This window comes from Curtobacterium sp. AB7, from assembly GCF_044909335.1.
In the GTDB taxonomy this organism is placed as follows: domain Bacteria; phylum Actinomycetota; class Actinomycetes; order Actinomycetales; family Microbacteriaceae; genus Curtobacterium.
Genome location: NZ_JBIYED010000002.1, coordinates 375,622 through 399,669, shown reverse-complemented (window position 1 = coordinate 399,669; position 24,048 = coordinate 375,622). Strand labels below are relative to the sequence as shown.

The 24,048-nt window shown below is 70.4% G+C and carries 19 protein-coding genes; 3 read left to right on the top strand and 16 right to left on the bottom strand.

From position 1 onward, the window contains the following. Positions 1-45: 45 nt before the first annotated feature. From ABH929_RS07930 to ABH929_RS07915, 4 genes are read right to left on the bottom strand one after another with little or no spacing between them, the layout of a single operon-like run. Positions 46-1,716, bottom strand: coding sequence for a glycoside hydrolase family 13 protein (locus ABH929_RS07930; protein WP_404560773.1), 1,671 nt, complete (start codon positions 1,714-1,716; stop codon positions 46-48). Positions 1,717-1,751: 35 nt separating this feature from the next. Continuing rightward, complete coding sequence (locus ABH929_RS07925; protein ID WP_404560772.1) at positions 1,752-2,657, bottom strand: carbohydrate ABC transporter permease; 906 nt, start codon at positions 2,655-2,657, stop codon at positions 1,752-1,754. Next, positions 2,657-3,604 (bottom strand): carbohydrate ABC transporter permease, encoded by a 948-nt coding sequence (locus ABH929_RS07920; protein WP_404560771.1) that lies wholly within the window; start codon positions 3,602-3,604, stop codon positions 2,657-2,659. The genes ABH929_RS07925 and ABH929_RS07920 overlap by 1 nt, the downstream gene beginning before the upstream one ends. Before the next feature lie 11 nt (positions 3,605-3,615). Further along, positions 3,616-4,914: an ABC transporter substrate-binding protein gene (locus ABH929_RS07915; protein ID WP_404560769.1), complete on the bottom strand. Its 1,299-nt coding sequence runs from the start codon at positions 4,912-4,914 to the stop codon at positions 3,616-3,618. 132 nt (positions 4,915-5,046) lie between these two features. Between ABH929_RS07915 and ABH929_RS07910 the strand changes: the two genes are divergently transcribed. Beyond that, the gene (locus ABH929_RS07910) at positions 5,047-6,303 is read left to right on the top strand and encodes an ROK family protein (protein WP_404560768.1); all 1,257 of its coding nucleotides are present in this window, start codon (positions 5,047-5,049) and stop codon (positions 6,301-6,303) included. Here the strand turns inward: ABH929_RS07910 and ABH929_RS07905 are convergent. Then, positions 6,209-6,901 carry an NUDIX hydrolase gene (locus tag ABH929_RS07905; RefSeq protein WP_404560767.1) on the bottom strand — a complete coding sequence of 231 codons (693 nt, stop codon included), beginning with the start codon at positions 6,899-6,901 and terminating at the stop codon, positions 6,209-6,211. The genes ABH929_RS07910 and ABH929_RS07905 overlap by 95 nt on opposite strands. Before the next feature lie 57 nt (positions 6,902-6,958). Between ABH929_RS07905 and ABH929_RS07900 the strand changes: the two genes are divergently transcribed. Then, complete coding sequence (locus tag ABH929_RS07900) at positions 6,959-7,492, top strand: hypothetical protein (protein ID WP_404560766.1); 534 nt, start codon at positions 6,959-6,961, stop codon at positions 7,490-7,492. 83 nt (positions 7,493-7,575) lie between these two features. Further along, positions 7,576-8,094: a hypothetical protein gene (locus tag ABH929_RS07895; RefSeq protein WP_404560765.1), complete on the top strand. Its 519-nt coding sequence runs from the start codon at positions 7,576-7,578 to the stop codon at positions 8,092-8,094. A gap of 63 nt (positions 8,095-8,157) precedes the next feature. Here the strand turns inward: ABH929_RS07895 and ABH929_RS07890 are convergent, their stop codons facing one another. The 11 genes from ABH929_RS07890 to ABH929_RS07840 all read right to left on the bottom strand — a co-directional run bounded on the left by ABH929_RS07890 (position 8,158) and on the right by ABH929_RS07840 (position 24,021). Further along, positions 8,158-9,105: a family 16 glycosylhydrolase gene (locus tag ABH929_RS07890; RefSeq protein WP_404560764.1), complete on the bottom strand. Its 948-nt coding sequence runs from the start codon at positions 9,103-9,105 to the stop codon at positions 8,158-8,160. Between the two features lie 344 nt (positions 9,106-9,449). Beyond that, the gene (locus ABH929_RS07885) at positions 9,450-10,643 is read right to left on the bottom strand and encodes an alpha-hydroxy-acid oxidizing protein (protein WP_404560885.1); all 1,194 of its coding nucleotides are present in this window, start codon (positions 10,641-10,643) and stop codon (positions 9,450-9,452) included. 128 nt (positions 10,644-10,771) lie between these two features. After that, positions 10,772-12,247 carry a rhamnulokinase family protein gene (locus ABH929_RS07880; protein WP_404560763.1) on the bottom strand — a complete coding sequence of 492 codons (1,476 nt, stop codon included), beginning with the start codon at positions 12,245-12,247 and terminating at the stop codon, positions 10,772-10,774. Between the two features lie 21 nt (positions 12,248-12,268). Beyond that, the gene (locus ABH929_RS07875; protein WP_404560762.1) at positions 12,269-14,356 is read right to left on the bottom strand and encodes a bifunctional aldolase/short-chain dehydrogenase; all 2,088 of its coding nucleotides are present in this window, start codon (positions 14,354-14,356) and stop codon (positions 12,269-12,271) included. Between the two features lie 4 nt (positions 14,357-14,360). Then, on the bottom strand, positions 14,361-15,533 hold the full coding sequence (gene rhaI, locus ABH929_RS07870; protein WP_205462892.1) for an L-rhamnose isomerase: 1,173 nt from the start codon (positions 15,531-15,533) through the stop codon (positions 14,361-14,363). Between the two features lie 340 nt (positions 15,534-15,873). After that, a complete protein-coding gene (locus ABH929_RS07865) occupies positions 15,874-18,201 on the bottom strand; it encodes a family 78 glycoside hydrolase catalytic domain (protein WP_404560760.1) in 2,328 nt (775 codons plus the stop codon). A 120-nt stretch (positions 18,202-18,321) separates the two neighbouring features. Continuing rightward, complete coding sequence (locus ABH929_RS07860; protein ID WP_263092226.1) at positions 18,322-19,128, bottom strand: carbohydrate ABC transporter permease; 807 nt, start codon at positions 19,126-19,128, stop codon at positions 18,322-18,324. 148 nt (positions 19,129-19,276) lie between these two features. Continuing rightward, positions 19,277-20,212, bottom strand: a complete 936-nt coding sequence (locus ABH929_RS07855; protein WP_404560759.1) for a carbohydrate ABC transporter permease — start codon at positions 20,210-20,212, stop codon at positions 19,277-19,279. A 4-nt stretch (positions 20,213-20,216) separates the two neighbouring features. Continuing rightward, positions 20,217-21,566, bottom strand: a complete 1,350-nt coding sequence (locus ABH929_RS07850) for an ABC transporter substrate-binding protein (protein WP_404560758.1) — start codon at positions 21,564-21,566, stop codon at positions 20,217-20,219. Between the two features lie 281 nt (positions 21,567-21,847). Further along, positions 21,848-22,933, bottom strand: a complete 1,086-nt coding sequence (locus ABH929_RS07845) for a LacI family DNA-binding transcriptional regulator (protein WP_263092222.1) — start codon at positions 22,931-22,933, stop codon at positions 21,848-21,850. A 77-nt stretch (positions 22,934-23,010) separates the two neighbouring features. Next, positions 23,011-24,021, bottom strand: coding sequence for a LacI family DNA-binding transcriptional regulator (locus ABH929_RS07840; protein ID WP_404560757.1), 1,011 nt, complete (start codon positions 24,019-24,021; stop codon positions 23,011-23,013). Positions 24,022-24,048 lie beyond the last annotated feature (27 nt).

Sequence of the window (24,048 nt, the reverse complement as noted above, 5' to 3'; positions counted from 1 at the left end):
GCCTCCCGTCCGCCACCTGGTCGCGTCCACGACGCGCACCCTGCGTCAGGAACGCAACCAGGCCGTCCCCACGCCCGTGAGGGCACCGTCTGCCACCGGTGCCGAGGCGAGCAGCAGCTCGCCGGCGGGGAGTTCGTAGGGCTCGTCACCGAACACCGTCACGCTCGTCCACCCGTTCGGGCGTCGGAACGCGAGCACGTCGTCGCGGCCGGTCTCGAGCCACTCCAGGTGCTCCTCGGACTGCAGCTGCCCGCGCAGCCCGAGGGCCTTCCGGTACAGGTTCAGGGTCGAGTCGGGGTCGGTGTCCTCGGCCTCGACGCTGGCGTCCGCGAACCACGCCGGTTGGGGCAGGTGCGCGGTCCCGGAGCCGAAGCCGAACGACGGCCCGGACCGGGTCCACGGGATCGGGACACGGCAGCCGTCGCGGCCGACGTCGACGCCCGGGTTCCGGAAGAACGCGGGGTCCTGGCGGTCGGCCTCGGGGATGTCGCCGACCTCGTGCAGACCGAGCTCCTCGCCCTGGTACAGGTAGGCGGAGCCGGGCAGCGCGAGCTCGAGCAGGGTCGCGGCCTGCGCTCGGCGCAGCCCCAGCGAGCGGTCGAGGGCGTCCTGCGAACCGCCGGCGAGCAGCCACGCGGCGCCCTGCTTGTCGGGGGAGCCGTTCCGCGCCGGCAGCGCGTAGCGGGTCGCGTGCCGCACGACGTCGTGGTTCGAGAACACCCACGTGGTCGACGAGCCGGACTGCTCGGCCAGACCGAGGTTGAACTCGATGATCTCCTTGAACGACCCGGCGTCGAAGTCGGCCTCGAGCAGGTCGAAGTTGAACGCCTGCCCCAGACCGTCGGCGCTGGCGTACCGGGCGCGGCGGTCGGCGGCGACCCAGGCCTCGGCGACCGCGGTACGTGCCGGGGTGTACTCGTTGAACACGGTCCGCCACTCGGCGTAGATCTCGTGCACGTCGTCGCGGTCCCACAGCGGGTGCGAGCCGTCCTTCGGGATCTCTGCGAGCTCCGCCCAGGTCGGCAGGGCCCCGGACGGCAGGTCCTTCGCGAGCCCGTGGGCGACGTCGATGCGGAAGCCGTCGACGCCGCGGTCCGACCAGAAGCGCAGGGTGTGCAGGAAGTCGTCGCGGACCTCGCGGTTCGCCCAGTTGAGGTCGGGCTGCTCCTTGGCGAAGGAGTGCAGGTACCACTGGCCGTCGCCGACCGCGGTCCACGCCGGGCCGCCGAAGATCGAGATCCAGTCGGCCGGAGCCTGTTCGCCGGACGGCCCGGTGCCGTCGCGGAAGACGTAGCGGTCGCGCGCCGGGGAGCCCTTCGGGGCGGCGAGCGCCTCGCGGAACCACTCGTGCCGGTCGCTCGTGTGGTTCGGCACCACGTCGACGATCACCCGGATGCCGGCGGCGTGCAGCGCCTCGACCATCCGGTCGAAGTCGTCGAGCGTGCCGAGCTTCGGGTCGACGTCGCGGTAGTCGTCGACGTCGTAGCCGCCGTCGGCGAGGGCGGACGGGTAGAACGGGCTGAGCCAGACGGCCTCGACACCGAGCGACGCCAGGTACGGCACGCGTTCGGTGATGCCGGGCAGGTCGCCGATGCCGTCGCCGTTCGCGTCCGCGAAGGAGCGCGGGTAGATCTGGTAGACGCTCGCCTGGCGCCACCAGGTCTCGTCGGTCGAGGTCGGGCTGGCGCTGACGGCGGGGTCGAGCACGTCGGTCATCTGGGTTCTTCCTTCGGTCGAGGTCGTTGTTCCGGTCACTTGATGGCGCCCTGGGTCACACCGGCCATCACCCATCGCTGGGTGACGAGGTAGACGATGATCGCCGGGGCCATCGCCATCAGGTACGAGGCGAACGAGACGTTGTAGTTGTTGCTGAACTGGGTCTGGAACATCTGCTGCAGCACCGGCAGGGTCTGCAACGCCGGGTCCGAGGTGATCAGCGACGGCATCACGAAGTCGTTCCACGACGCCAGGAACGCGAAGATGCCGACGGTGGCGCTCATCGGTGCCAGCAGCGGGAACACGAGCCGCCAGAACACCTGACCGGTGCTCGCGCCGTCGATGCGGGCGCTCTCCTCGAGCTCGGCAGGGATCGACCGCAGGAACGCGGTGAAGAGCAGCACGCTGAACGACAGCTGGAACATGACGTGCAGCAACGCGACGCCGAACGGGTTGTCCAGGTGCGCGAGGCCGGTGAGCTTCACCTGCGACAGCGCGAGCACCGGGAACGGCAGGAACATGGCGGCGAGCAGGTAGAAGAACGACCAGCGGAACAACCGACGGTCCCAGTTCCGGGCGATCGCGAACGCCGTGAACGAGGCGAGCAGGATCGTGCCGACGACGGTGATCGCGGCGACGAGCACCGAGACGCCGAACGCTCGCGGGAAGTCGGTGAGCTCCCACGCCTGCACGAAGCCGTCGACGCTGAAGGGCGCGGGCAGCGAGAACGCGTTGCCGTCGACCGCCTGGCTCGTCGTCTTGAACGCCATCGTCAGCGTGACGTACAGCGGCACCAGGATCGAGAGCGCGCAGAGCACGAGGACGACGGTGACGGGCCAGTTGGCGTTGCCGCCGCGGCGGCCGGCGGTCCGGTCGGCGTCGACCGATCTGATGCTGCCCGTCTTCGTCGTCCCCGGACGGAGGGGTGTCTGGATGGTCATCAGAGCGCTGCCTTCCCGCGGGTCGCCCGCAGCTGGATCACGGCGATGACGACCGCGATGATGAAGAAGATCGTGGCGTTGGCCATCTGGTAGGCGTAGTCGCCGCCGTTGAAGCCCTTGAAGATCGACATCGCGACGCTCGTGGTCGAGGTGCCGGGGCCACCGTCGGTCAGGCCGACGATGATGTCGTACGAGTTCAGGAAGTTCTTGAACCCGATCACCAGGTTGATCAGGATGTAGCCGGCCGTCAGCGGCGCGGTGATCGAGATCAGCTGACGCCACGCGCTCGCGCCGTCGAGGGCCGCCGCCTCGTAGACCTCGCCGGGGATGGACAGCACCCCGGCGATGTAGATGAGGAGCGTCGACGGGATCGCCTGCCACGCGGTGACGATCACGATGGCGACCCACGCCAGGTCGGGGTTCGCCAGGATGCTCTGCTCGAGCGGACCGAAGCCGATCGCACTGGCCAGGGCCGGCAGGCTGTTCGCGAACAGGAACGAGAACACGTACGCGATGACGATGCCCGAGATCACCATCGGCAGCACGAACACCGCGCGGAGGGCGATCTTGCCGCGGACCTTCGAGGTCAGGGCGATGGCGAGCAGGAACGCGACCGCGTTGACGACGATCACGGTGACGAGCGAGAACCCGAGGGTGAACAGGTACGCCTGCAGGATCGCGGGGTCGGAGAACACCGCGACGTAGTTCGTGAGTCCGATGAAGCGGAACTCACCGAAGCCGACGGAGTTCGTGAAGCTGAGCACGATGCCCATCACGGCCGGCAGCGTGATGGCGAGCGTGAAGAGCAGCAGGGTGGGGAGTAGGAAGGCGAGGAAGAGCGGTTCGATCCGCTTCCGCTTGTGGGTGACGGACTGGAGGCCCGGGGCGGCTCCGCCCCGTCGGCGGCGGTCCGCCGTCGTGATGGCTTCGGTGGTCGTGGTTGCCATGGGACGTCTCCTTACGCGGCCGTGCGGAGCGCGAGACGCGCCCAGTCGGCGTCGAGGGTGCGGAGCTGGCGCTGCGGGTCGCCGCCGAAGGCGATCGACTGCGCGTAGTTCGCGACCGGGATCTCGGCGGGGATGAGCTGCGACGCACCGAGGTAGAAGGCGGCGTCGTCGTAGTACGACTGCATGCCGGTCAGCGCCGGGTTCGACGCCGGGGGAGCGTCCTTCCGGACACCGAAGCCGTTGTTGTCGGCGTTGTACTCGTCATTGACCTTCGACTGCATCAGGAACGTCAGGAACTCGCGGGCGGCCTCCTGCTTGCGGGACGCCTCCGGGATCCAGAGCGCCAGGTCGACGTTCACCCGCACCTTGTTGTCCGCGGCGTCGTCGGTGACGGGCAGCGGGAAGGTGCCGAGGTCCATGTCCTTGTTCGTCTTGGCGATCTCGCCGAGCGCCCACGGCCCCTGCAGGTACATCGCGGCCTTGCCCTGTGCGAACGCGAGGTTGCCGTCGCCGTACCCGCGGCTGGCGGCGCCGTCCTGATGCCACGCGCGCAGCTGGGTCATGCGTTCCATCGGCGTCCGGAGATCCTTCTCGAACGACACCGACGAGTCCTTGCCGACCTTGGTTCCTTCGTCGCGGAGTGCCGCGAACGTCTTCGGGGTGTCGATCGCACCACCGACCGTGTAGTCGAACATGCCCTGCGCGATCGTCCAATTGTCCTTGAACGTCCCGTAGATCGGGGCGATGCCAGCCCGCTGCAGGCGCTCGCAGAGATCGGCGAACTCGCTCCAGGTCGTGGGCACCTCGAGTCCCTGCTCGGCGAACAGTGCCTTGTTGTAGATCACCGAGGCGGCGGTCACCGAGTACGGCAGGGCGCTCTTGCGACCCGGGTAGTCGGCGGTCTGCTGCATGAGCGGCCACAGGTCCGGGTTGATCGTGTCGGCCTGTGGCAGGTCGGAGAGGTCCGTCAGGGCTCCGTGCTCGACGAACGGCACGACCGAGAAGTTGTAGTTCCAGCAGCCGAGGTCCGGCGGCCGGTTCCGGACGAAGTTCGCGGACATGCTCGAGGTCGAGTCGCGGACGACCCGCACCTTCGACTGGCTGTCGTGGAACTGCGCGATGACGCCGTCGAAGTACCCGATGACCTCGGGCTTCGAGACGTAGAACGTGATGGTCTCCGGCTTGGCGCTCGAGGACCCGATCGGGGCGCACCCGGCGAGCGCGAGCCCGCTGGCGATGCCGCCGGCTCCGAGCAGGAACGAGCGCCGGCTCACCGATGCCGCCGTCCTGGTCGTGGCGTGTGGTTGCACGTCGTCTCCGTCCGTCCGGACCCGGCAGCCTTGCCGTTCCGTCCTGCGATCGGCTCCGATGCCGACCGCGGGACTAAATCTAGCGACAAAATCTAATTACGCAAGGAACTCGTTGCGCGATAAGGTCACGGCATGCCGCCACCCCGTCGAACGAGCGCCGAGACACTGCTCGTGCACGCCTTCGACGCTGGCGCCTTCACCGCGACCGAGGCCATCGACGCCACCGGTCTGACCCGCTCGACCGTGCTGGCCGCGTGCGAGGAACTCGTCCGGCTCGGCTGGCTCCTCGAGCTCGACGACGCCCGTGCCGCCGGGGAGTACCGGATCGGCCGGCCGGCCCGCCGCTACGAACTCGACACCGCCGCCGGCGTCGTCGTCGGCGTGGACGCCGGACAGCACCGGGTCACCGCCATCGTCGCCGACCTGCGCGGCACCGTGCTCGGTCGCGCCGAGGGGGCGCTCGGTGAATCGGGACTCGAGGTCCCCGTCCGGCTCGCGGTCCTCGCCGACACCGTGGACGACGCGCTCGCCGCGGCCGGAGCCGACCGCTCCCGCGTCCTGGTCACCGTCGTCGGCATCCCCGCGCCGGTCGACGCCGGTGGGGCGTCGCCGGGCGACGGCGGCTTCTGGGACCGGATGAACCCGGGTTTCGCCGACGCCGTCCCGCACGGCCGCGTCGTGGTCGAGAACGACGCGAACCTCGCCGCGCTCGCCGAGCGGCCGTCCTCGGGGGACGCCTCGTTCGCCGCACTGCTCTCCGGCGAGCGGTTCGGCAGCGGCCTCGTGGTCGACGGTGTGCTGCTCCGCGGTGCCCACGGCGGCGCGGGGGAGATGCGCGTGCTCGACATCGTCCAGGGCGTGGGGTCGTCGGACGGCATCGGCGCGACGGCGCGGACGTTGGTCGCCGAGGCCGTCGCCGCGGGCGAGGTCCAGCCGGGCAGCCCGCTCGCGGTGGACGCCGGCGCCTCCGCCGTGTTCCGAGCGGCGCAGGACGGCGACGCCCTGGCGCTGACGATCGTCGACCGGCTCGGCGATCGGCTCGCCCGCGTCTGCGTCCTGCTCGCCAGCCTGCTCGACATCGACCGCGTGGTGGTCGCCGGTGCGATCGCCCAGCCTGCGGTCGCCGTCATCGACCGGGCCCGTGCGCTGCTCGACGGCTGGCACTTCGACCCCGTGCCCGACCTGGTGGCGTCCACGCTCGGTGGCGACGTCGTCGTCATCGGGGCCGTCGCCCACGCGGTGGACGCCGTCCGTGCTGATCCGCTGTCGTTCCCGCTGGTCGACCCTGCTGTCGTCAGTGCCGACGGTCGAGGGGAAGCTCCCGCGTCCGGTCCCAGTCCTCGGTCCACCCGAGCCGGTCGAACAGCGCATCCAGCAGCATCGCGGTGAACCCCCACACCAGGTGGCCGCCGTGGTCGTCCACGGTGAAGCCCGGTCCGCGCCACTCCTGACCGCCCCGGCGGATCACGGTCACCCCGCGGTTCGCCGGGTCGAGGAGGTCCGCCACGGGGACCCGGAAGACCGCGGCCGACTCGCGCTCGTCGACGACCCGGATCGGCGACGGTTCCCGCCACCACGCGAGGACCGGGCGGACCAGGTGGTTCGAGAACGCGAGCGGTACGGCGGGCAGGGTCCCGAGCACCTCGACGCCGGACGGGTCGAGGCCGGTCTCCTCGCGCGATTCGCGGAGCGCAGCGGCGGTGGCGTCCGCGTCTCCGGGTTCGAGCCGTCCTCCGGGGAACGCGACCTCGCCCGGGTGTGCGCGCAGTGTCGTGGCGCGAGCGAGCAACAGGACGTCGAGGTCGCGGGGCACGTCGGCGGCGACGGCAGGGCGGTCGCTGGGGGTGCGGTCGAGCGCGCCGAAGAGCATCAGGACGGCAGCGTGCCGCGGGGAGGCCGAGCCGCCGGGTTCGACGAGCGGCTCGGCGTCGCCCCACCCGGCCGCCGCGACCTCCGCCAGTGCTGCCCGTGCGCGCCCGTCGTCCATCACCCGCCCACCCTAGGCATTGGTCACGAGCCGTCCGGCGATCGGTAGGTTCGACCCATGGCAACCGAACGAGTCGACGAGAGACCCGCCGACGAGCACGATCCCTACGCCCGCCGTCCCGGCTACGTGACGGGCGTCGACGGTCGAACCGACCGGACCACCACGGCGATGGTCATCGGCATCGTGGCCGGCTTCCTCGCGCGGGTCGTCCTCGGTTTCCTCGGCCTGGCCGAGTGGGCCGCGCTCCTCGGTGGCATCGTGATCGGCCTCGTCGTGTGGCTCGTCCTCCGAGCGCTGCGGCGCCGTGCAGACCGGATCGCGGGTCGGTCGCCGGACGCCGTCCCGCAGGCTCGCGACCATGCCGTCGCCGAGGCGAACGGTGGCCGCCGGTTCTTCATCGCCCCGAACCCGGTCGTGGTCATCGTGATGGGCGGGATCTTCGTCGCCGTGGGCGTCGCGCCCCTCGTGTTCGACGGTGCGACGGTTGCCGGGCTCCTGACAGCGGTGCTGGTCATCGCGAGCGGGCTGTTCTTCGTCGTGCAGGGCGTCGGCACGCTCGTGGTCCGCCGGCGGGAGCGCAGCGGCCAGTAGCAGCCCGAGTACCCAGCGGACTCCCGGATACCGTCGGCATCGTGGAAGAACCGAGGACGACTCGAACATGACGAGGGGACACCGTGGATCGCTTCCGACGACTACCGCTGCCGGCGCTGCTGCCCCTGCTGTTCGTGGTGCTGTGGTCGGTGTGGTTCGCGATGGGCCTCCTCACCGGCCCCGGTGAGTTCGAGCCCGTCGAGCGAGCGATCGGAGCCATCGCGTACGCAACGATCGCGACCGCGGGGTTCGGCATCATGATCGCGATCCGTCGCCGTCAGGCAGGCGGAACCAAGGGTGCTGCCGCGATCCAGCGAGCGGTCCGCACCGGGGAACTGCCGGACGACGTGGACCACGTCGTGTGGACCCGCGAGCTCGAGTCGACCCGCAAGCGGTACCGCAACAACCGGGTCATCGTGCCGATCATGGTCGTTGTCTTCGCGGCGTTCTCGGTCTGGGCAGCCCTGACGGTCAGTCCGTTCTGGTGGGCGATCCTGGTGCTGTTCGTCGGCCTCTTCGCGTACTCCGTCTGGGAGACCCGACGGGCACTGCGGAACATCGACCACCTGCTGGCGACCCAGCGCGGCACGGTCATCCAGTGAGCAGAAGACGTCGGGTCCCTGGTGGGAACCCGACGTCTTCTGCTCACTCTGCGGGCCGAACGCTCACTCCGTGGTGGAGACCCAGTCGATGAGCAGGTTGCCCTGGTCGCCCCAGTTGCCGACCTGGAACATGAAGCGGTGCGGGGTCGTCGGCACGTCGTGGGTGATCGTGTCGAGCACCTTGCCGTCGACGCTGTAGGTGACCGACTCGCCGGGCACCCAGTCCACCGTGTAGGTGTGCCAGTCGCGCCACGAGACGCCGGTGCCGATCTGCACGCGGTCGGCTTCCTTGCCCGGGGTCATCGAGTGGTGGAAGGCCGAGGGACTGTCCTCGAAGTTGCCCTCGGGGAAGTCGATCTCGCCGTCGGACCAGGTGCCCGACGTCGGCCACAGCATGAACGCCGCGCCGTTGCCGTCGCCACCGGTCGCCTTGGCGCGGACGGAGAACGAGCCGCCGACGTGGTCCCAGGCTCCGGCGGAGGAGCCGAACGTGCCGGCCGCCCCCGCTCCGGTGCCGAGGGCGACGTCCATCACACCGTCGTGCACCGAGACGGTCTTGCTCGGCGCGTAGATGCCGGAGGTGCCGTCGGGGTAGGGCTGCCACGACTGCGGGTAGAGCCGCGAGACGAGGCCGGTGACGGCGTCGGTGGTGAAGTCCTCGACGAACGAGGCGGCCGGCGCAGCGGAGGTGTCGGCGACCTCGTCCTGCGGTTCGGCCGAGGCCTCGGCTTCCGGCTCCGCGGCTTCGGTCGGGGTGGTGTCCTCGATCGGTGCGGCCTCGGCGGTCGGCGCGGGCGTCGGCGTCGACGTCGCGTCCGACTCCTCGTCGTCCGACGGGGCCGGGGTCGCAGTGTCCGACGGGGTCGGGGTGGGGGTCACCGGGGCGTGCTGCCCGTGGCGGTGTCCGCCCCAGCCCCACCAGCTGTCGGCGGAGGCGGCGGAGGCGGTGGGGACTCCGAGTGCCAGGCAACCGGCGGTCGCTGCCGCCAGGATCGCGCGACGGCGGCTCATCGGGTGTGCCGTTCGGTGGTGGAGGTGATGGGCGTGGTGGTCGCGGGGGTCGTGCCGCGCATGGGCGTGCACGTGCTTCGGGTCGAGATGTCGGGCTCCTCGTGGTGCTCGGGCGCAGGATGCGGGGAGGGGACGGGCGCGCCAGGGGGCAGGATGCCGAGGGGTTCGGTGACGCGTCCACGGACATCTTGCATCATTTGTGCCCCGTTCGGGGGTAATCGCCCGAATCGGCACTCGAACGCGCGGTCAATGGCGGGCACACGAGACTCGGGGTGAGCGACCGGGCTCGCGGCCGAAGCCGCGGGAACCGTCGCCCACCCCGAGTCTCGGGCCGGCCCGCAACCTCAGCCGCGCGGCACCGGCTGCAACCGCTGCAGCTGCGTCACGTGCCCGGGCTCGAGCTCGTCGAGCGAGGTGACGCCGAGCAGCCGCATCGTGCGCTCTATCTGCTCCGACAGGATCTGGATCATCCGGTCGACGCCGGCCTCACCGCCCGCCATCAGTCCGTACAGGTACGCCCGGCCGACCATCGTGAACTTCGCACCGAGCGCCACGGCGGCGACGATGTCCGCGCCGGACATGATGCCGGTGTCGAGGTGCACCTCGGTGTCCATGCCGACCTCCTTCACCACGGAGGGCAGCAGGTGGAACGGCACGGGTGCCCGGTCGAGCTGGCGTCCGCCGTGGTTCGACAGCGTGATCCCGTCGACGCCCATCTCCGCCAGGCGACGGGCGTCGGCCAGGGACTGCACGCCCTTCACGACGACCTTGCCCTTCCACTGGTCGCGGATCCAGGCGAGGTCCTCGTAGGTGACGGTGGGGTCGAACATGTGGTCGAGGAGCTCCCCGACGGTGCCGGACCACCGGTCGAGCGACGCGAACGCCAGGGGCTCGGTGGTCAGGAAGTCGAACCACCACCACGGCCGCGGGATGGCGTTCAGCACGGTCCGGGCGCTGAGCTGCGGCGGGATCGAGAAGCCGTTGCGCTTGTCCCGCAGGCGCGCCCCGGCGACGGGCACGTCCACGGTGACGAGCAGCGTGTCGAACCCGGCCTTCTCGGCGCGGGAGACCAGCGCCATCGACTTCTCGCGGTCCTTCCACATGTACAGCTGGAACCAGTTGCGGCCGTTCGGGTTGGCATCGCGGACGTCCTCGATGGCCGTGGTGCCCATGGTGGAGAGTGAGAACGGGATGCCCGCGCGTCCGGCTGCCCGGGCGCCGGCACGCTCGCCCTCGGTCTGCATCATGCGCGTGAACCCGGTGGGGGCGATGCCGAACGGGTACGCGACCGGCGCACCCAACACCGAGCGCGAGGTGTCCACGGACGACGCGTCGCGCAGGATCGCGGGCGTGAACTCGATGTCCTCGAACGCCTGGCGGGCGCGCGCGAGTGAGATCTCGGCCTCGGCGGCGCCCTCGGTGTAGTCGAACGCGGCCTTCGGTGTGCGGCGGGCGGCGATGTCGCGCAGGTCCCAGATCGTCAGCGCCGACTCGAGACGCTGTCGCCGACCCGGCAGCGAGGGCTTCTTGAACTGCATGAGCGGCGCGAGGTCGTGCACCGTCGGCAGTTGCCGCTTGATCGGTGTCCGCCGGGTCGACGGTGCCCCTGGGGTTGCTGCCGGAGCCCCGGTTGCGGGGTCGACTCGGTGCTGGTCGTCGATCGAGGTCATACAGACATCCTACGTCTCGGAGTGGATTGTGGGGAGGTGTGGGAGGCCCGAGGGGTGTACCGGACGGGCTCGACGGTGCGAGCGACGGTCGCGCGGAGGCCCTCGAGCGAGGCGCCGTCCAGCCCGCCGAGGCGAGCGGCCCGCGCCTGCACCAGGATGTTGCCGAGCGCCGTCGCCTCGACGGGCCCGGCCAGGACGGGCAGCCCGGTGCGGTCGGCCGTCAGCTGGCAGAGCAGCCGGTTCTGCGATCCGCCGCCGACGATGTGCACCTGTCGGACGTCTTTGCCCGTGATGGTGCTGATCGTCGCGAGTGTCTCCGCGTACGCGGCGGCCAGCGACTCGAGGATCGAGCGCACGAACTCGGCCCGCGACGCGGGCGCGCTCAGCCCGTGGTCGCCGCACCAGGCGGCGATGCGCGCGGGCATGTCGCCAGGTGCCGTGAACGACTCGTCGGCGGGGTCGAAGACGGGGACCGGGGCCGTGACGGCCGCGGCGGAGGCGAGCAGGGCCTCCAGGTCGAGCGGAGCGCCGTCACGCTCCCAGGTGCGGACGCTCTCGGACAGCAACCACAGGCCGGACACGTTCTTCAGGAACCGGACGCGGCCGTCGACCCCGCCCTCGTTGGTGCAGTTCGCGTCGCGCGCCGCGTCCGACAGGACGGGTGCGTCGAGCTCGACGCCGACGAGCGACCAGGTGCCGGACGAGATGTACGCGAAGTCCGGGTCGGTCCCGGGGACCGCGACGACGGCGGAGGCCGTGTCGTGCGAGCCGACGAGCGTGACGGGTGCCTTCCCGCCGACGGCGTCGGCGACGGACGGCAGCAGGGGGCCGAGTCGGTCGCCCGGGTCGCGCAGGGTGGGCAGGAAGCCGGCCGGGAGGCCCGCAGCAGCCCGCAACGCCGGGTCCCATCCACGGGTCGTCGCGTTCAGGACCCCGGTCGTCGAGGCGTTCGTGCGCTCGGCCGCCTCGACACCGGTGAGCCAGTAGCCGAGCAGGTCGGGGACGAGCAGTGCTCGCTGCGCGAGCTGCAGCGACGGGTCGGCGGCGAACTGGAACACCGTGTTGAAGGGCAGGTGCTGCAGACCGTTCCGGGCGTACAGCTCGGCGGCGTCCATCCGTCGGTGCACACGGTCGACGCCGCCCTCGTGCCGCTCGTCGCGGTAGTGGTACGGCAGCCCGAGCAGCCGGCCGTCGCGCAGCAGACCGTAGTCGACCGCCCACGAGTCGATGCCGATGCTGACGATCGCCGGGTGCGTGGCGAACGCCTGACGGAGGCCGTCGGTCACCTGTCGGTGGAGCTCGACGACGTCCCAGTGCAGGGCCTCGTGGTCGTGCTCGTGCAGGGTCACGGGGCCGTTCGGAAACCGGGCGACGTGCTCCATCCGCACGCCGTCGGCGTCGACGTGCCCGAGGATCACCCGGCCGCTGGTGGCCCCGAGGTCGACGGCGGCGACGGTGCCGGTGGTGGACATGTGACTACCTCTTGTCGGACATCAGCGGAGGAACGCCGCGGCGACGCCAGCGTCGACGGGCACGTGCAACCCGGTCGTGTGCGAGAAGTCGTCGGTGCAGATGGCGTAGACGGCGTTGGCGACGTTCTCCGGCACGACCTCGCGCTTGAGGATCGTGCGCTGGGCGTAGAACGCGCCGAGGTCCTGCTCCTCGATGCCGTAGGTCTTCGCGCGGTTCGCTCCCCAGCCGCTCGCGAAGATCCCCGAGCCACGGACGACGCCGTCGGGGTTGATCCCGTTGACGCGGACGCCGTGCTCACCGAGCTCCGCCGCCAACAACCGGACCTGGTGTGCCTGGTCGGCCTTGGTCGCCGAGTACGCGATGTTGTTCGGCCCGGCGAACACCGAGTTCTTCGACGAGATGTAGACGATGTCGCCGCCGAGGCCCTGCTCGATGAGGACCTTCGCCGCTGCCTTGGACACCAGGAACGACCCCTTCGCCATGACGTCGTGCTGCAGGTCCCAGTCTTGTTCGGTGGTCTCGAGCAGGCTCTTGCTGAGCGACAGTCCGGCGTTGTTGACGACCAGGTCGAGGCCGCCGAAGTGTAGGAGGGTCTGCTGGATCGCCTGCTCGATGTCCGCCGCGCTCGTCACGTTCGCCGCGACGCCGATGGCCTGGTCCGGGCCGCCGATCTCGGCTGCCGCGGCGGCGGCCTTGTCGACGTCGAGGTCGGCGATGACGACCGCGGCGCCCTCGGCCGCCAGGCGCTTCGCGATCGCCTTGCCGATGCCGCTCGCGGCTCCGGTGACCAGGGCGATGCGGGTGGCGAGCTTCTTGGGTGCCGGCATCCGCTGGAGCTTCGCCTCTTCGAGGGCCCAGTACTCGATTCGGAACTTCTCGGCCTCGTCGATCGGGGCGTAGGTGCTCAGCGACTCGGCGCCGCGCATGACGTTGATCGCGTTGACGTAGAACTCCCCGGCGACGCGGGCGGTCTGGGCGTCCTTGCCGTACGAGAACATCCCGACACCGGGTACCAGGACGATGAGCGGGTCGGCGCCGCGGATCGCGGGGGAGTCCGGGGTCGCGTGGCGGTCGTAGTAGGCCTGGTAGTCCGCGCGGTACTGCTCGTGGAGTTCGTGCAGGCGGGCAGTCTGCTCGTCGACGCTCGTGGTGGCGGGCAGGTCGAGGATGAGCGGCTTCACCTTGGTGCGCAGGAAGTGGTCCGGGCAGCTCGTGCCGAGCGCGGCGAGCTCCTCGGCGCGTGCACTCGCCAGGAAGTCGAGCACGACGTCACTGTCGGTGAAGTGACCCACCACGGGCTTGTCGTGCCCGGCGATGCCGCGGACCGTCGGTGCGAGCGCCGCTGCACGAGCGTGGCGATCGTCGGTCGGCAGTGCTTCGAAGCCCGGTCGGACCGCACCGAACGGCTGGCCGGCGCCGTGCTCGGCGATGTACTGCTCGGCGGTGTCGATGATCCAGCGCGAGTTCGCCTCGGCTTCGTCACTGGTGTCGCCCCACGCCGTGATGCCGTGGCCGCCGAGGACCGTGCCGATCGCCTGGGGGTTGTCCCGCTTGATCGCGGCGATGTCGAGCCCGAGCTGGAACCCGGGTCGGCGCCACGGCACCCACACCACCCTGTCGCCGAAGATCGTCGACGTCAGGGCTGGTCCGTCCGCCGCCGTCGCGATGGCGATGCCGGCGTCCGGGTGGAGGTGGTCGACGTGCGCGGCGTCGACCAGGGCGTGCATCGCCGTGTCGATCGACGGCGCGGCACCGCCCTTGCCGTGCAGCGTGTAGTCGAACGCTGCCACCATCTCGTCTTCACGCTCCACCCCCGGGTAGACGCCCCGGAGCGCACGGACGCGGTCGACGCGCAGGACCGCGAGGCCTGCCGGGGTGAGGGTGCCGAGGTCGCCCCCGGAGCCCTTCACCCAGAGCAGCTCCACCGGCTCGCCCGTGACCGGGTCGGTCGCGGTGCCCTTCGCCGAGGTGTTCCCGCCGGCGTAGTTCGTGATCCGCGGATCCGAGCCGAGCGCGTTGGAACGTGCGATGAGGGCACTGATCGTCGTGTCCGCGTCGGTGCCGTGCGTTGCGGGGTCCACCCGTGCCTCCAGGTCGTTGATCGTCATCTGTCTACGCGCCCCAACCGGCCTGGACGCCGCCGACGCGGTCCTCGGCGATCGACTGCTGGTACCCGGAGTCCAGGTACGCGCGCATCGGGTTCGCCGGCAGGCCGCGGGATTCGCGCCACGCGGCGAGGTCTGCCCGGACGTCGGTCTGGTACGCGTCCATGAAGACCTCGTTCGCGCCGAGGACGTCGTGCGCCTCCTGTGCTGCCGTCAGTGCCACGCGGTCGAGGAGCAGCGCCCGGGCCGTCATCTCCTGCACGTTCAGCACCGAGCGGATCTGACCGGGGATCTTGTCCTCGATGTTGTGGCACTGGTCGAGCATGAACGCGACGTCGTGGTTGTCGTAGCCGCCGCCGCGGATGACCTCGACCAGGATGCGGAACAGCTGGAACGGGTCCGCTGCGCCCACGATCAGGTCGTCGTCGGCGTAGAAGCGGGAGTTGAAGTCGAAGCTGCCGAGCTTGCCGAGGCGCAGGAGCTGCATCACGATGAACTCGATGTTCGTGCCGGGGGCGTGGTGGCCGGTGTCGAGGCAGACCATCGCCTTGTCGCCGAGTGCCGCCGTCTGCACGTAGCTCGTCCCCCAGTCCGGCACGTCGGTGTGGTAGAACGACGGCTCGAAGAACTTGTACTCGAGGACCAGGCGCTGGTCGGCTCCGAGGCGGTCGTAGATCGTGCTGAGCGACTCGTGCAGGCGGTCCTGGCGCTCGCGCATGTCGGCCTGGCCGGGGTAGTTCGACCCCTCGGCGAGCCAGATCTTCAGGTCGCGGCTGCCGGTGGCGTCCATCACGTCGATGCAGCGCAGGTGGTGGTCGATCGCCTTCTGCCGGATGCTCGCGTCAGTGTGGGTGAGGGCACCGAACTTGTAGTCGTCGTCCTGGAACGTGTTCGAGTTGATCGTCCCGAGCGCGACGCCGTGCTCTTCGGCGTGCCGCTTGAGGTCGCTGAAGTCGTCGACGAGATCCCACGGGATGTGCAGCGCCACGGTCGGCGCGAGGCCGGTGTACCGGTGCACCTGGGCAGCGTCGGCGATCTTCTCGTACGGGTCGCGCGGGGTGCCGGGCGTGCTGAACACCTTGAAGCGGGTGCCGGAGTTGCCGAAGGCCCAGCTGGGCAGCTCGATCTGCTGTCGTGCGAGCTGGTCGGCGATGCCGGCGAAGGTCGGGGTCGATGTCATCGTGTCACTTCCTCGTGTGCGATTGAATCGTTTCATACAGTACTGGTAGCGGCGGGCTGCCGCAACCGGGTGGGGTGGTGCTGCGTCGCGCGCCCCGTTGCGGTCTTCGCGCCCCGGAGAGTCGGGGCGCGATGCGCGCACGGGGGCGCGATGCGGGACGGGCGCGGGACGGGCGCGGGGCGAGCGCGGGGCGCGGGGCGCGGGCGGGCTGCGCGCCCCGTTGCGGCCTTCGCGCCCCGGGGAGTCGGGGTGCGAAGACCACCCGGGGGCGCGACACCGGGCGAGCGCCGTCAGGCGTCCCGCGCGCCCACCGTGACCAGCCCACCGTCCGCTCCCCGCGCTACGCCGCCGGCACCGCAGCCGGCGCGCGCAGCTCGTGCGAGCCGCCTCCGAGCCGCTGCTCCGCAGCACCCGGCAAGCGCACCACCGCGGTGACCCCCTCGGGCACCTGTGCACGGACGAGCAGCTCGCCGTCGACGAGCTCCCACCGCACCGCGATGTGCCCGTGCACGGAGTCGAGCGACGTCGACGCCCACGTCAGACCGCCGCCCGGCTGGGGCGCGATGAGCACGGAGGCGTACCCCGGTTCGAGCGCCGACAAGCCGCCGACCACCCGGTGCATCCAGTCCGCCACGGCACCGAGTGCGTAGTGGTTGAACGAGGTCATCTCACCCGGGTTGATGGTGCCGTCCGGCAGCATCGAGTCCCAACGCTCCCAGACCGTCGTCGCCCCCATCGTCACCGGGTACAGCCACGACGGGCACTCCGTCTGCAGCAGCAGCCGGTACGCGTCGTCGAGGTGGCCGGTCTGCGTCAGTGCGTCGGTGATGAACGGCGTGCCCGCGAAGCCAGTCGAGATCCGGTACCCGGACTGCTCGGCGAGCTCCGCCAGGCGGTCGCCCGCACGGCGCTCGTCGTCCTCGTCGAGGATGCCGAACACGATCGCGAGCGCGTAGACGGTGGTGCAGTCGCTCCGGATGCGGCCGTCGGTCACGTAGTGCTGACGGAACGCGGCCTGGAGGCCCGTGGCCAGCTCCTCGGCTTCCGTCGCTTCCGCTTCGTGGCCCGTCAACCGCGCCGCCTGCGCCACCAGGGTGGCGCTGCGGTACGCGCACGCCGTCGCGACGACGCCGGGGTCGGCCTTCGCCTTGGCGGCGTCCTCCGGCGGGGCGTCCGGGTCGAGCCAGTCGCCGAACTGGAAGACGGTGTCCCACAGGCCCTCCGGTGACAGGTGGCCCTCGATGCGGCGGAGGTGCGCCGTCATCGAGTCGAGCTGCTCCTCGAGCACCGCGGTGTCGCCGTACGCCTGGTACAGGGTCCACGGCACCCACACGCCGGCGTCCGACCAGATGGCGGTGGCATCGGGGGTGCCGAAGTCCTCGGCGGGGGAGTACTTGAGCACGTCCGGCACCACGAACGGGATGACCCCGTCGGCGTGCTGCTGCTCGAGCCACACGTCGCGGAGCCAGTCGCCCAGGAACGCGCGGGTGTCGAACAGGTAGGACGCCGTCGGCGCGAACGCCGCGATGTCGCCCGTCCAACCGAGGCGCTCGTCGCGCTGCGGGCAGTCCGTCGGGACGCTCAGGAAGTTGCCCTGCATGCCCCGGACGACGTTGTCGTGGAACGTGTTGAGCAGCTCGTGGCTGGACTCGAACGTGCCCGTCCGGGTCAGGTCGGAGCCGACCTGCACCGCGGTGACGGCCGCGCGGAGTTCGTCGAGCGTGCCGGTCCACCCGTCGACCTGGGCGTACCGGAAGCCGTGGAAGGTGAAGCGGGGCTCGAACACGTCCGGGGTGCCGGAACCGTCCGCGCCGCTGCCGCTCAGGGTGAAGTGGTCCGTCGCCTTCGCGGTGCGCAGCGGGCGGGTGCCGAGCTCATCGTGTTCGAGCACCTCGGCGTGCTTGAGGGTCAGGACGGTGCCGGCCGGTCCGCTGGCGGTCACACGGAGCCAGCCGACCAGGTTCACGCCGAAGTCGATCAGCGTCGCGCCGGACGGGCTCGTCCAGACCTCGACGGGGGCGATCTCGGCGAGGGGCCGGACCGGCGGCACGGTGTCGGCGACGAGTTCGCGTTCGCCGATGTCGACGGTGCGCACGGCGCTGGTGCGTCCCTCGTGGCCGTCGATGCTCGGCGTGGTGACCTCGCCGGGCGTCAGGAAGGAGCCGTCGCGGAGCCGTGCGTCGATGTCCTCGCCGTCGTACAGCTGGTCGGCGGTGATCGCGCTGGACAGGGCCTGCCAGTCCGTGTCGGTGGCGACGAGCTGTTCGTGGCCGTCGGCGAACGTGATGCGGAGCTCGGCGAACCCGGCGGGCTCGTCGGCGTACCAGCCGCCGCCACCGCCCCAGGCGAGCCGACCGGCGGCCCAGCCCTTGCCGAGCACGAGGGCGAGCACGGCGGCGCTGCCCGCGGCCGTCTCGGCCAGGTGCGCCGTGACGTCGTGCGAGACGACGCGGATGCGCCACTCGTAGCTCGTCCACCCCGGTTCGAGCAGGTGGTCGGAGACGCGTTCGCCACCGAGCCACGCCTCGACGACGCCGAGGGCGCTGACGTCGAGGGTCGCGCTCGTGACGGCGCCGTGGCCGTCGTCGAGGGTGAACTCACGGCGCAGGATCGGTGCGCTCCCGAGGTCGGCGTCGCTCGTGATGAACGGTGCGGTCCAGGCGGTCATGGGGTGTGTCCTTTCACGCGACCGGTCGTCGTCGACCGGAGCGGGGTCGTGGGCCCGGCCGCCCGCCCGGGTGGGCGGTGCGGCGGAGGCGGGTCGCGCCTCCAGGCCGGGGGTCGGGCGTCAGCCCTTGACGGCGCCGCTGGTCATGCCGGCGACGATCTGGCGGTTGAAGAAGATGTAGAGGATCAGCGGCGGGATCGTGATGAGCAGGACGTCGGTGAACAGCAGGTTGAGCTGGCTGACCGACTGGCTCTGGAACGAGTAGAGCGTCTGCTGCACCGTGGCGTTCTCGGACCCCGGCAGGAAGTACAGCGGGTTCGTGAAGTCGTTGAACACCGTGACGGACTGCACGAGCACGACCGTGATGATGACCGGCTTGAGCAGCGGCAGCACGACGCCGAAGAACAGGCGGATCGGTCCGGCACCGTCGAGGACGGCTGCCTCGTCGAGCTCCTTCGGGATCGTCGCCACGAACGCGCGGAAGAGCAGGATGCAGAACGACAGGCCGAAGGTCGCCTCGATGAGGATCATCCCGCCCATGGTCTTGAACAGGTTGAGTCCCTGCAGCACCCAGATCGTCGGGACGATCGCGGGCGGGACGATGAGGCCCGCCAGGACGAAGAAGTTGATCACGCCGTTCCACTTGCTCGGACGACGCTGCAGCACGTACCCGACCATCGCGGAGAACACGACCATCACGATCACGCTGCCCACGGTCAGGACCGCGCTGTTCAGGAACGCGCGGACGATCACGCCGTCGCCGGATCCGAACACGGCCTGCAGGTTCTGCCAGAGCTGCCACTCGGTCGGCAGGCTGAAGCCGAGCTGGTTCGCCTCGGCCGGGTTCTTCGCGGCCTGCAGCAGGACGAAGACGAACGGCACCAGGAAGACCACGAAGCTGACGACGATGGCGATCGAGCCGATGATCCACCGTCGGGCCCGGCCGGGGTGACGGTTCTTCGTCGCCGGTGTCGGCGCGCGGCCGGTGGTCCGGCGGGGGCTGGTGACGGCGGTCACAGGTCCGCCTCCTTGCGGTTGAGGAGCCACGAGATCGGGAGTGGGCGCAGTGCGGTGATCACAGGTCCGCCTCCTTGCGGTTGAGGAGCCACGAGATCGGGACCATGATCGCTGTCACGACCACGAACAGGACCACGTTGCCGGCGGTCGACAGGCCGTAGAACCCGGCCTGGTACTGCTTGTAGATGACGCTCGCGATGACGTCGCTGGTGAACCCTGGCCCACCGCCGGTCATCGCCCAGATCAGGTCGAAGGACCGCAGCCCGCCGATCAGCGACAGGATGATGACGGTGCCCATCGCGGGACGCGACAGCGGCAGGGTGATGTTCCGGAAGATCGACCACGCGCTCGCGCCGTCGACCCGTGCGGCCTCGAAGTACTCCTGCGGGATCGCCACGATGCCGGCGATGAAGATGAGCGTCGCGATGCCGACACCCTTCCAGACGTCCACCGCGGCGACACTCCACAGGGCGAGGGCCGGGTCGGTCAGCCACCCCGGTGTGGGGAGGCCGACCGAGGCGAGGACTCCGTTGATGATCCCGTGGAACGGGTCCATCAGGGCCTTGAACGTGATGCCGATGCCGATCGTCGACACCAGCACCGGGAAGAACACGACTGCCCGCAGGTAGCCGCGCCCCAGCACGGGCGACGTGAGGAGCAGGGCGAGGGCGAGTCCGATGACCACCTTCGCCGCGCTCGTCACGAAGCCGTACTGGAACGTGTGCACGAACCCGGAGACGAGCTGCGGGTCCTGGAAGAACCGGACGAAGTTGTCGAAACCGATGAAGGTCTGGTCGAACAGCGTCCAGCGGGTGAGGGAGAAGTAGAACCCGGCGAAGGTGGGGACCGCGAAGAACACGACGTACAGCGCGATCGCGGGGATGAAGAACCACGCGGGGTAGAACGAGCGCATCCGCTTGCGCGCGGGACCGGTCCCGCCGGAACCCGCTCGGGTCTTCGCCGGCTCGAGTGCCGTCGTGAGTGTCGCGGTCACCGTGTCACCAGCCCTTGATGCCGAGCTGCTGCGCCTGCTGGACGACGTCGTCGTCGTACTGGTCAGCACCCTTGGCAGCGTTGGTGATGCCGGAGCCGACCTGCACGCAGATCTTCTCGAGGTTCGGGCCCTTGATCGGGGACAGGAACTCGAGCGCCGGGCTCGCCTTGCCGTCGTCCAGGTACTTCTGCAGGTCGTCGATCATCGGGGGCACGTCGTCCGGCAGCGAGCAGGTCGAGATGACGTACGGGCCACCGGGCGTTCCGGTGTCGTTCTGCACCTTGCAGCCGTCGGCCGAGTTCGCGAAGGCGATGAACTTCTTCGCCGCGGCGAGCTCGTCGCCCTCGGTGGTCTTCGGGATGTACAGGCCGTTCGGCTCCCAGATGGTCAGGTTCGTGTCGTCGGCGTCCTCGGCCGGCAGCGCGAACGCTCCGATGTCCTCGACGGCGTCGGGGCTGTCCTGCTGCAGGGTCGAGATCGCGTTCGTCAGCATCGGGTACTGCGCCCCGGTGCCGTCGGCGAGCATCTTCAAGCCGTTCGCCTGCGTGGCCGAGGCGTAGTCCTCGTTGTAGAGGTCCTTGTCCTTGCCCTCGGCGAGGTGGTCGAAGCCGGCGAGTGCAGGCTCCTCGGCGTAGGACTCCTTGTTGGCGGTGTAGTTCTCCGCCCAGTCCTTGTCCTGCGCCGTGATGTTGGCGAAGTCGCCGAGCACGAACAGCTGGCTGCTCCAGGTGTCGCCGTACGTCTGGATGATCGGGGCGACCTTGCCGGCGTCCTTGATCTTCTCGCTGTTGCTGATGAACTCGTCCCACGTGGTGGGGACGCTGAGGCCGAGGTCCGCGTAGACCTTCTTGTTGTACATGACGCCGCCGCCGAAGCTCGTGCCGAACGGAGCGCCGTAGACGCCCTTGTCGGTGCTGACGACCTTGGTGAACTGCTCGTCGACGTCCTTGGTCCAGCTCTCGTCGGACAGGTCCACCAGGGTGTTGTCCGGGTTGAGGGCCTGCATGAGCGAACCGGAGTTGTAGTTGAAGACGTCGGCCATCTCGCCGGTCGACAGCTGGGTCTTCACCAGGTTGTCGCCGTCGGTGCCCTGGGGGCGGGTGTCGAACTTGACCGTGATGTCCGGGTTGGCCTTCTCGAACGCCTCGATGAGCGGCTTCGCGGTGGCTGCGGTCGCGGGTGAGTTGTCGGCCTGGTAGGTGATCTGCACCTTGCCGCCGCCTTCGTCGGCAGAACCGCCGGACGAACACGCCGCGAGCCCGCCGATCAGGACCGTGGCGCCGCCGATGGCGACGAGACGTCCGACGACGGCGCGCGTGGTGAGCGTCCTCGTGGTCAGGGAACGAGCTGACATTCCTTACCTCCTCGTAAGGCCCGGGGCGGGGTACCCCGGGTGAAACGGACCCGGATCCCGCGTCGTCGTGGGTTCCGGTTGCTGCTGTTTAGAACGTTTCAATCAGGATGGAACCACGTCGATTGAAGCGTGTCAATCGCTGTGCCGTTTTCGTTACGGGAACGCGCACGCCTGGTGCGCGCGGTCCCGAGTCTCGGGGTGCGCGACAGTCCTCGCGCCCCGCAGCCCGCGAACTGTCGCTCACCCCGAGACTCGGCGCCCTCGCTCCGAGACTCGGGCGCTCAGGCCTCGGTACGGCGCGGGTCGCTCGGCGCCGTGGCCCGCGCTGCTGCCGCACCGGCGCGGCCGAGCGTGCTCTCGCGGGGGACGAGCTCGCTGCCGAGCACCACGGTGCGGTGGACGTGCATCGGGTCGGTGAGTTCCTCGAGCAGCAGTTCGACCGCCGCCGCGCCCATCTCCGCACCGTGCATGGTCACCGACGTCAGCGGCACCGCGCCGCCCCATGCCACCGAGTTGTGGTCGCACCCGGACACCGGGATGTCCTCCGGCACGCGGATGCCGGCGGCGCGGAGCTCGGAGACGACCGCCATCGCGAGCAGGTCGGTGACGCCCAGGACGCCGTCGGGCCGCTCGGCGAGCGGCATCGCGGCGATGCGCGCACCGGCGTCGGTGCCGCCGGGCGGGTCGATGTCACCGGCGTCGATGTCGATGAGTTCCACCCCTGGGTGACCTGCGATCGCCCGGAGGACCCCGGCTCGGCGGAGCGACACCGGCTGCAGCTCGGCGCGCGCGCTCACGAAGCCGATGCGTCGACACCCACAGGCGATCAGGTGCTCCGTGGCGAGGAAGGCCGCCTGCTCGTTGTCGACGACGACGGAGCAAGCGTCGACCGTCGCCGGTGCGAAGTTCACGTAGACGACCGGCCGACCGTGCCGGCGGGTGAGCTCGACCTGATCGCGCGACTCGGTCATCGAGGCGAGCAGGATGCCGGACACCCGAGCGCTCTCGAGGTACGCGAGGTGTTCGCCCTGCGCCTGCAGATCGTCCTCGCTGCTCGCGATGAGGAGCGTGAACCCGCGTTTCCGGGCCGCGAGCTGCGCACCGTTGACCATGTCGCTGAACAGCGAGTTCCGGAGCGACATCACGACGAGCCCGATCGAACGGCTGCTGCCGGATGCCAGCACCCGGGCGTTGCGGTTCGGCGTGTACCCGAGTTCGGCGATCGCGTCGTGCACGCGTGCGGCCGTGGACTCGGCGACCCGCTCGGGGTGGTTCAGGACGTTCGACACCGTCGCCAGCGAGACGCCGGCGCGAGCTGCGACGTGGTGCACGCTCGGCGGGCCGTCGCGCCGGGGAACGTGCACCATGCTCCGATCGTAGGCCGCAGCGGCGGCCGGTCCGTGCCGCAGGGCCGGGCAGGGTGGCGGGAGGCGCGAAGGCTCGGCTACGCGTCGGCGACGGAGGACTGCCGGACCACGAGCTCCGGCGTGAATTCGACGTGCTCGAGGTCGATGCCCTGCCCGAGCTCGACCTGCTTCGTCAACAGCTCGATCGCCTGGCGCCCGAGGTCCTGCGCAGGCTGGCGCACCGAGGTCAACGGGACGACGGCCGCCTCGGCGAAGGCGATGTCGTCGTAGCCCACGATCGCGATCTCGTCCGGCACCGCGATCGTGCCGCGCATGATGAACGCCTGTTCGAGGCCGACCGCGAGCAGGTCGTTCGCCGCGAACACCGCGTCCGGCCGTTCGGCGCGGGGGCGTGCCTGGAGTGCTTCGCCGATGCGACGCCCTTCGAGCACCGACAGTGACGCGGTCGGCAGGACCTCGAGCTCGATGCCCGCTGCCCGGGCCGCCGACAGTGCCCCGGCGTGCCGGTCGGCCACCTGACGGATGCTGGACGGGCCGCCGACGAACGCGATGCGCGTCCGCCCGATGGCCGCGAGGTGCTCGACCGCGATGCGACCGCCCGCGACGTCGTCCACCGACACCGAGGCGAAGTGCTCGTCGTCGGCGCGGCGGTCGACGAGCACGACCGCGGTGCCCTGGTCGCGCAGGCGGGCGAGGCGGGACAGGTCGTCACCGGCGGGGGAGATGAGCAGGCCGGCGACGCGGCGTTCCTCGAACAGGTCGACGTAGGTGCGCTCGCGGTCGGTGGACTCGTCGGAGTTGCCGATCAGGACCGCCAGGCCCTTGTCCATCGCGGCGTCTTCGGCACCGCGCGCGACGTCGGTGAAGAACGGGTTGCCGCCGTCGAGCACGATCAGGCCGACGGTGGAGCTGCGGCCGGCCCGGAGCTGGCGTGCGGAGTCGTTGCGGACGAACCCGAGCGCGGCGATGGCGGACTGCACCCGGTCGACCGTGGTCGGAGCCACCTTGTCGGGGCGGTTCAGGACGTTCGACACCGTGCCCAGGGACACGCCGGCGAGCGCTGCCACCTCTCGCACACTGACCGCCATGTGGCCATCCTGGCATCGCACCTGCGC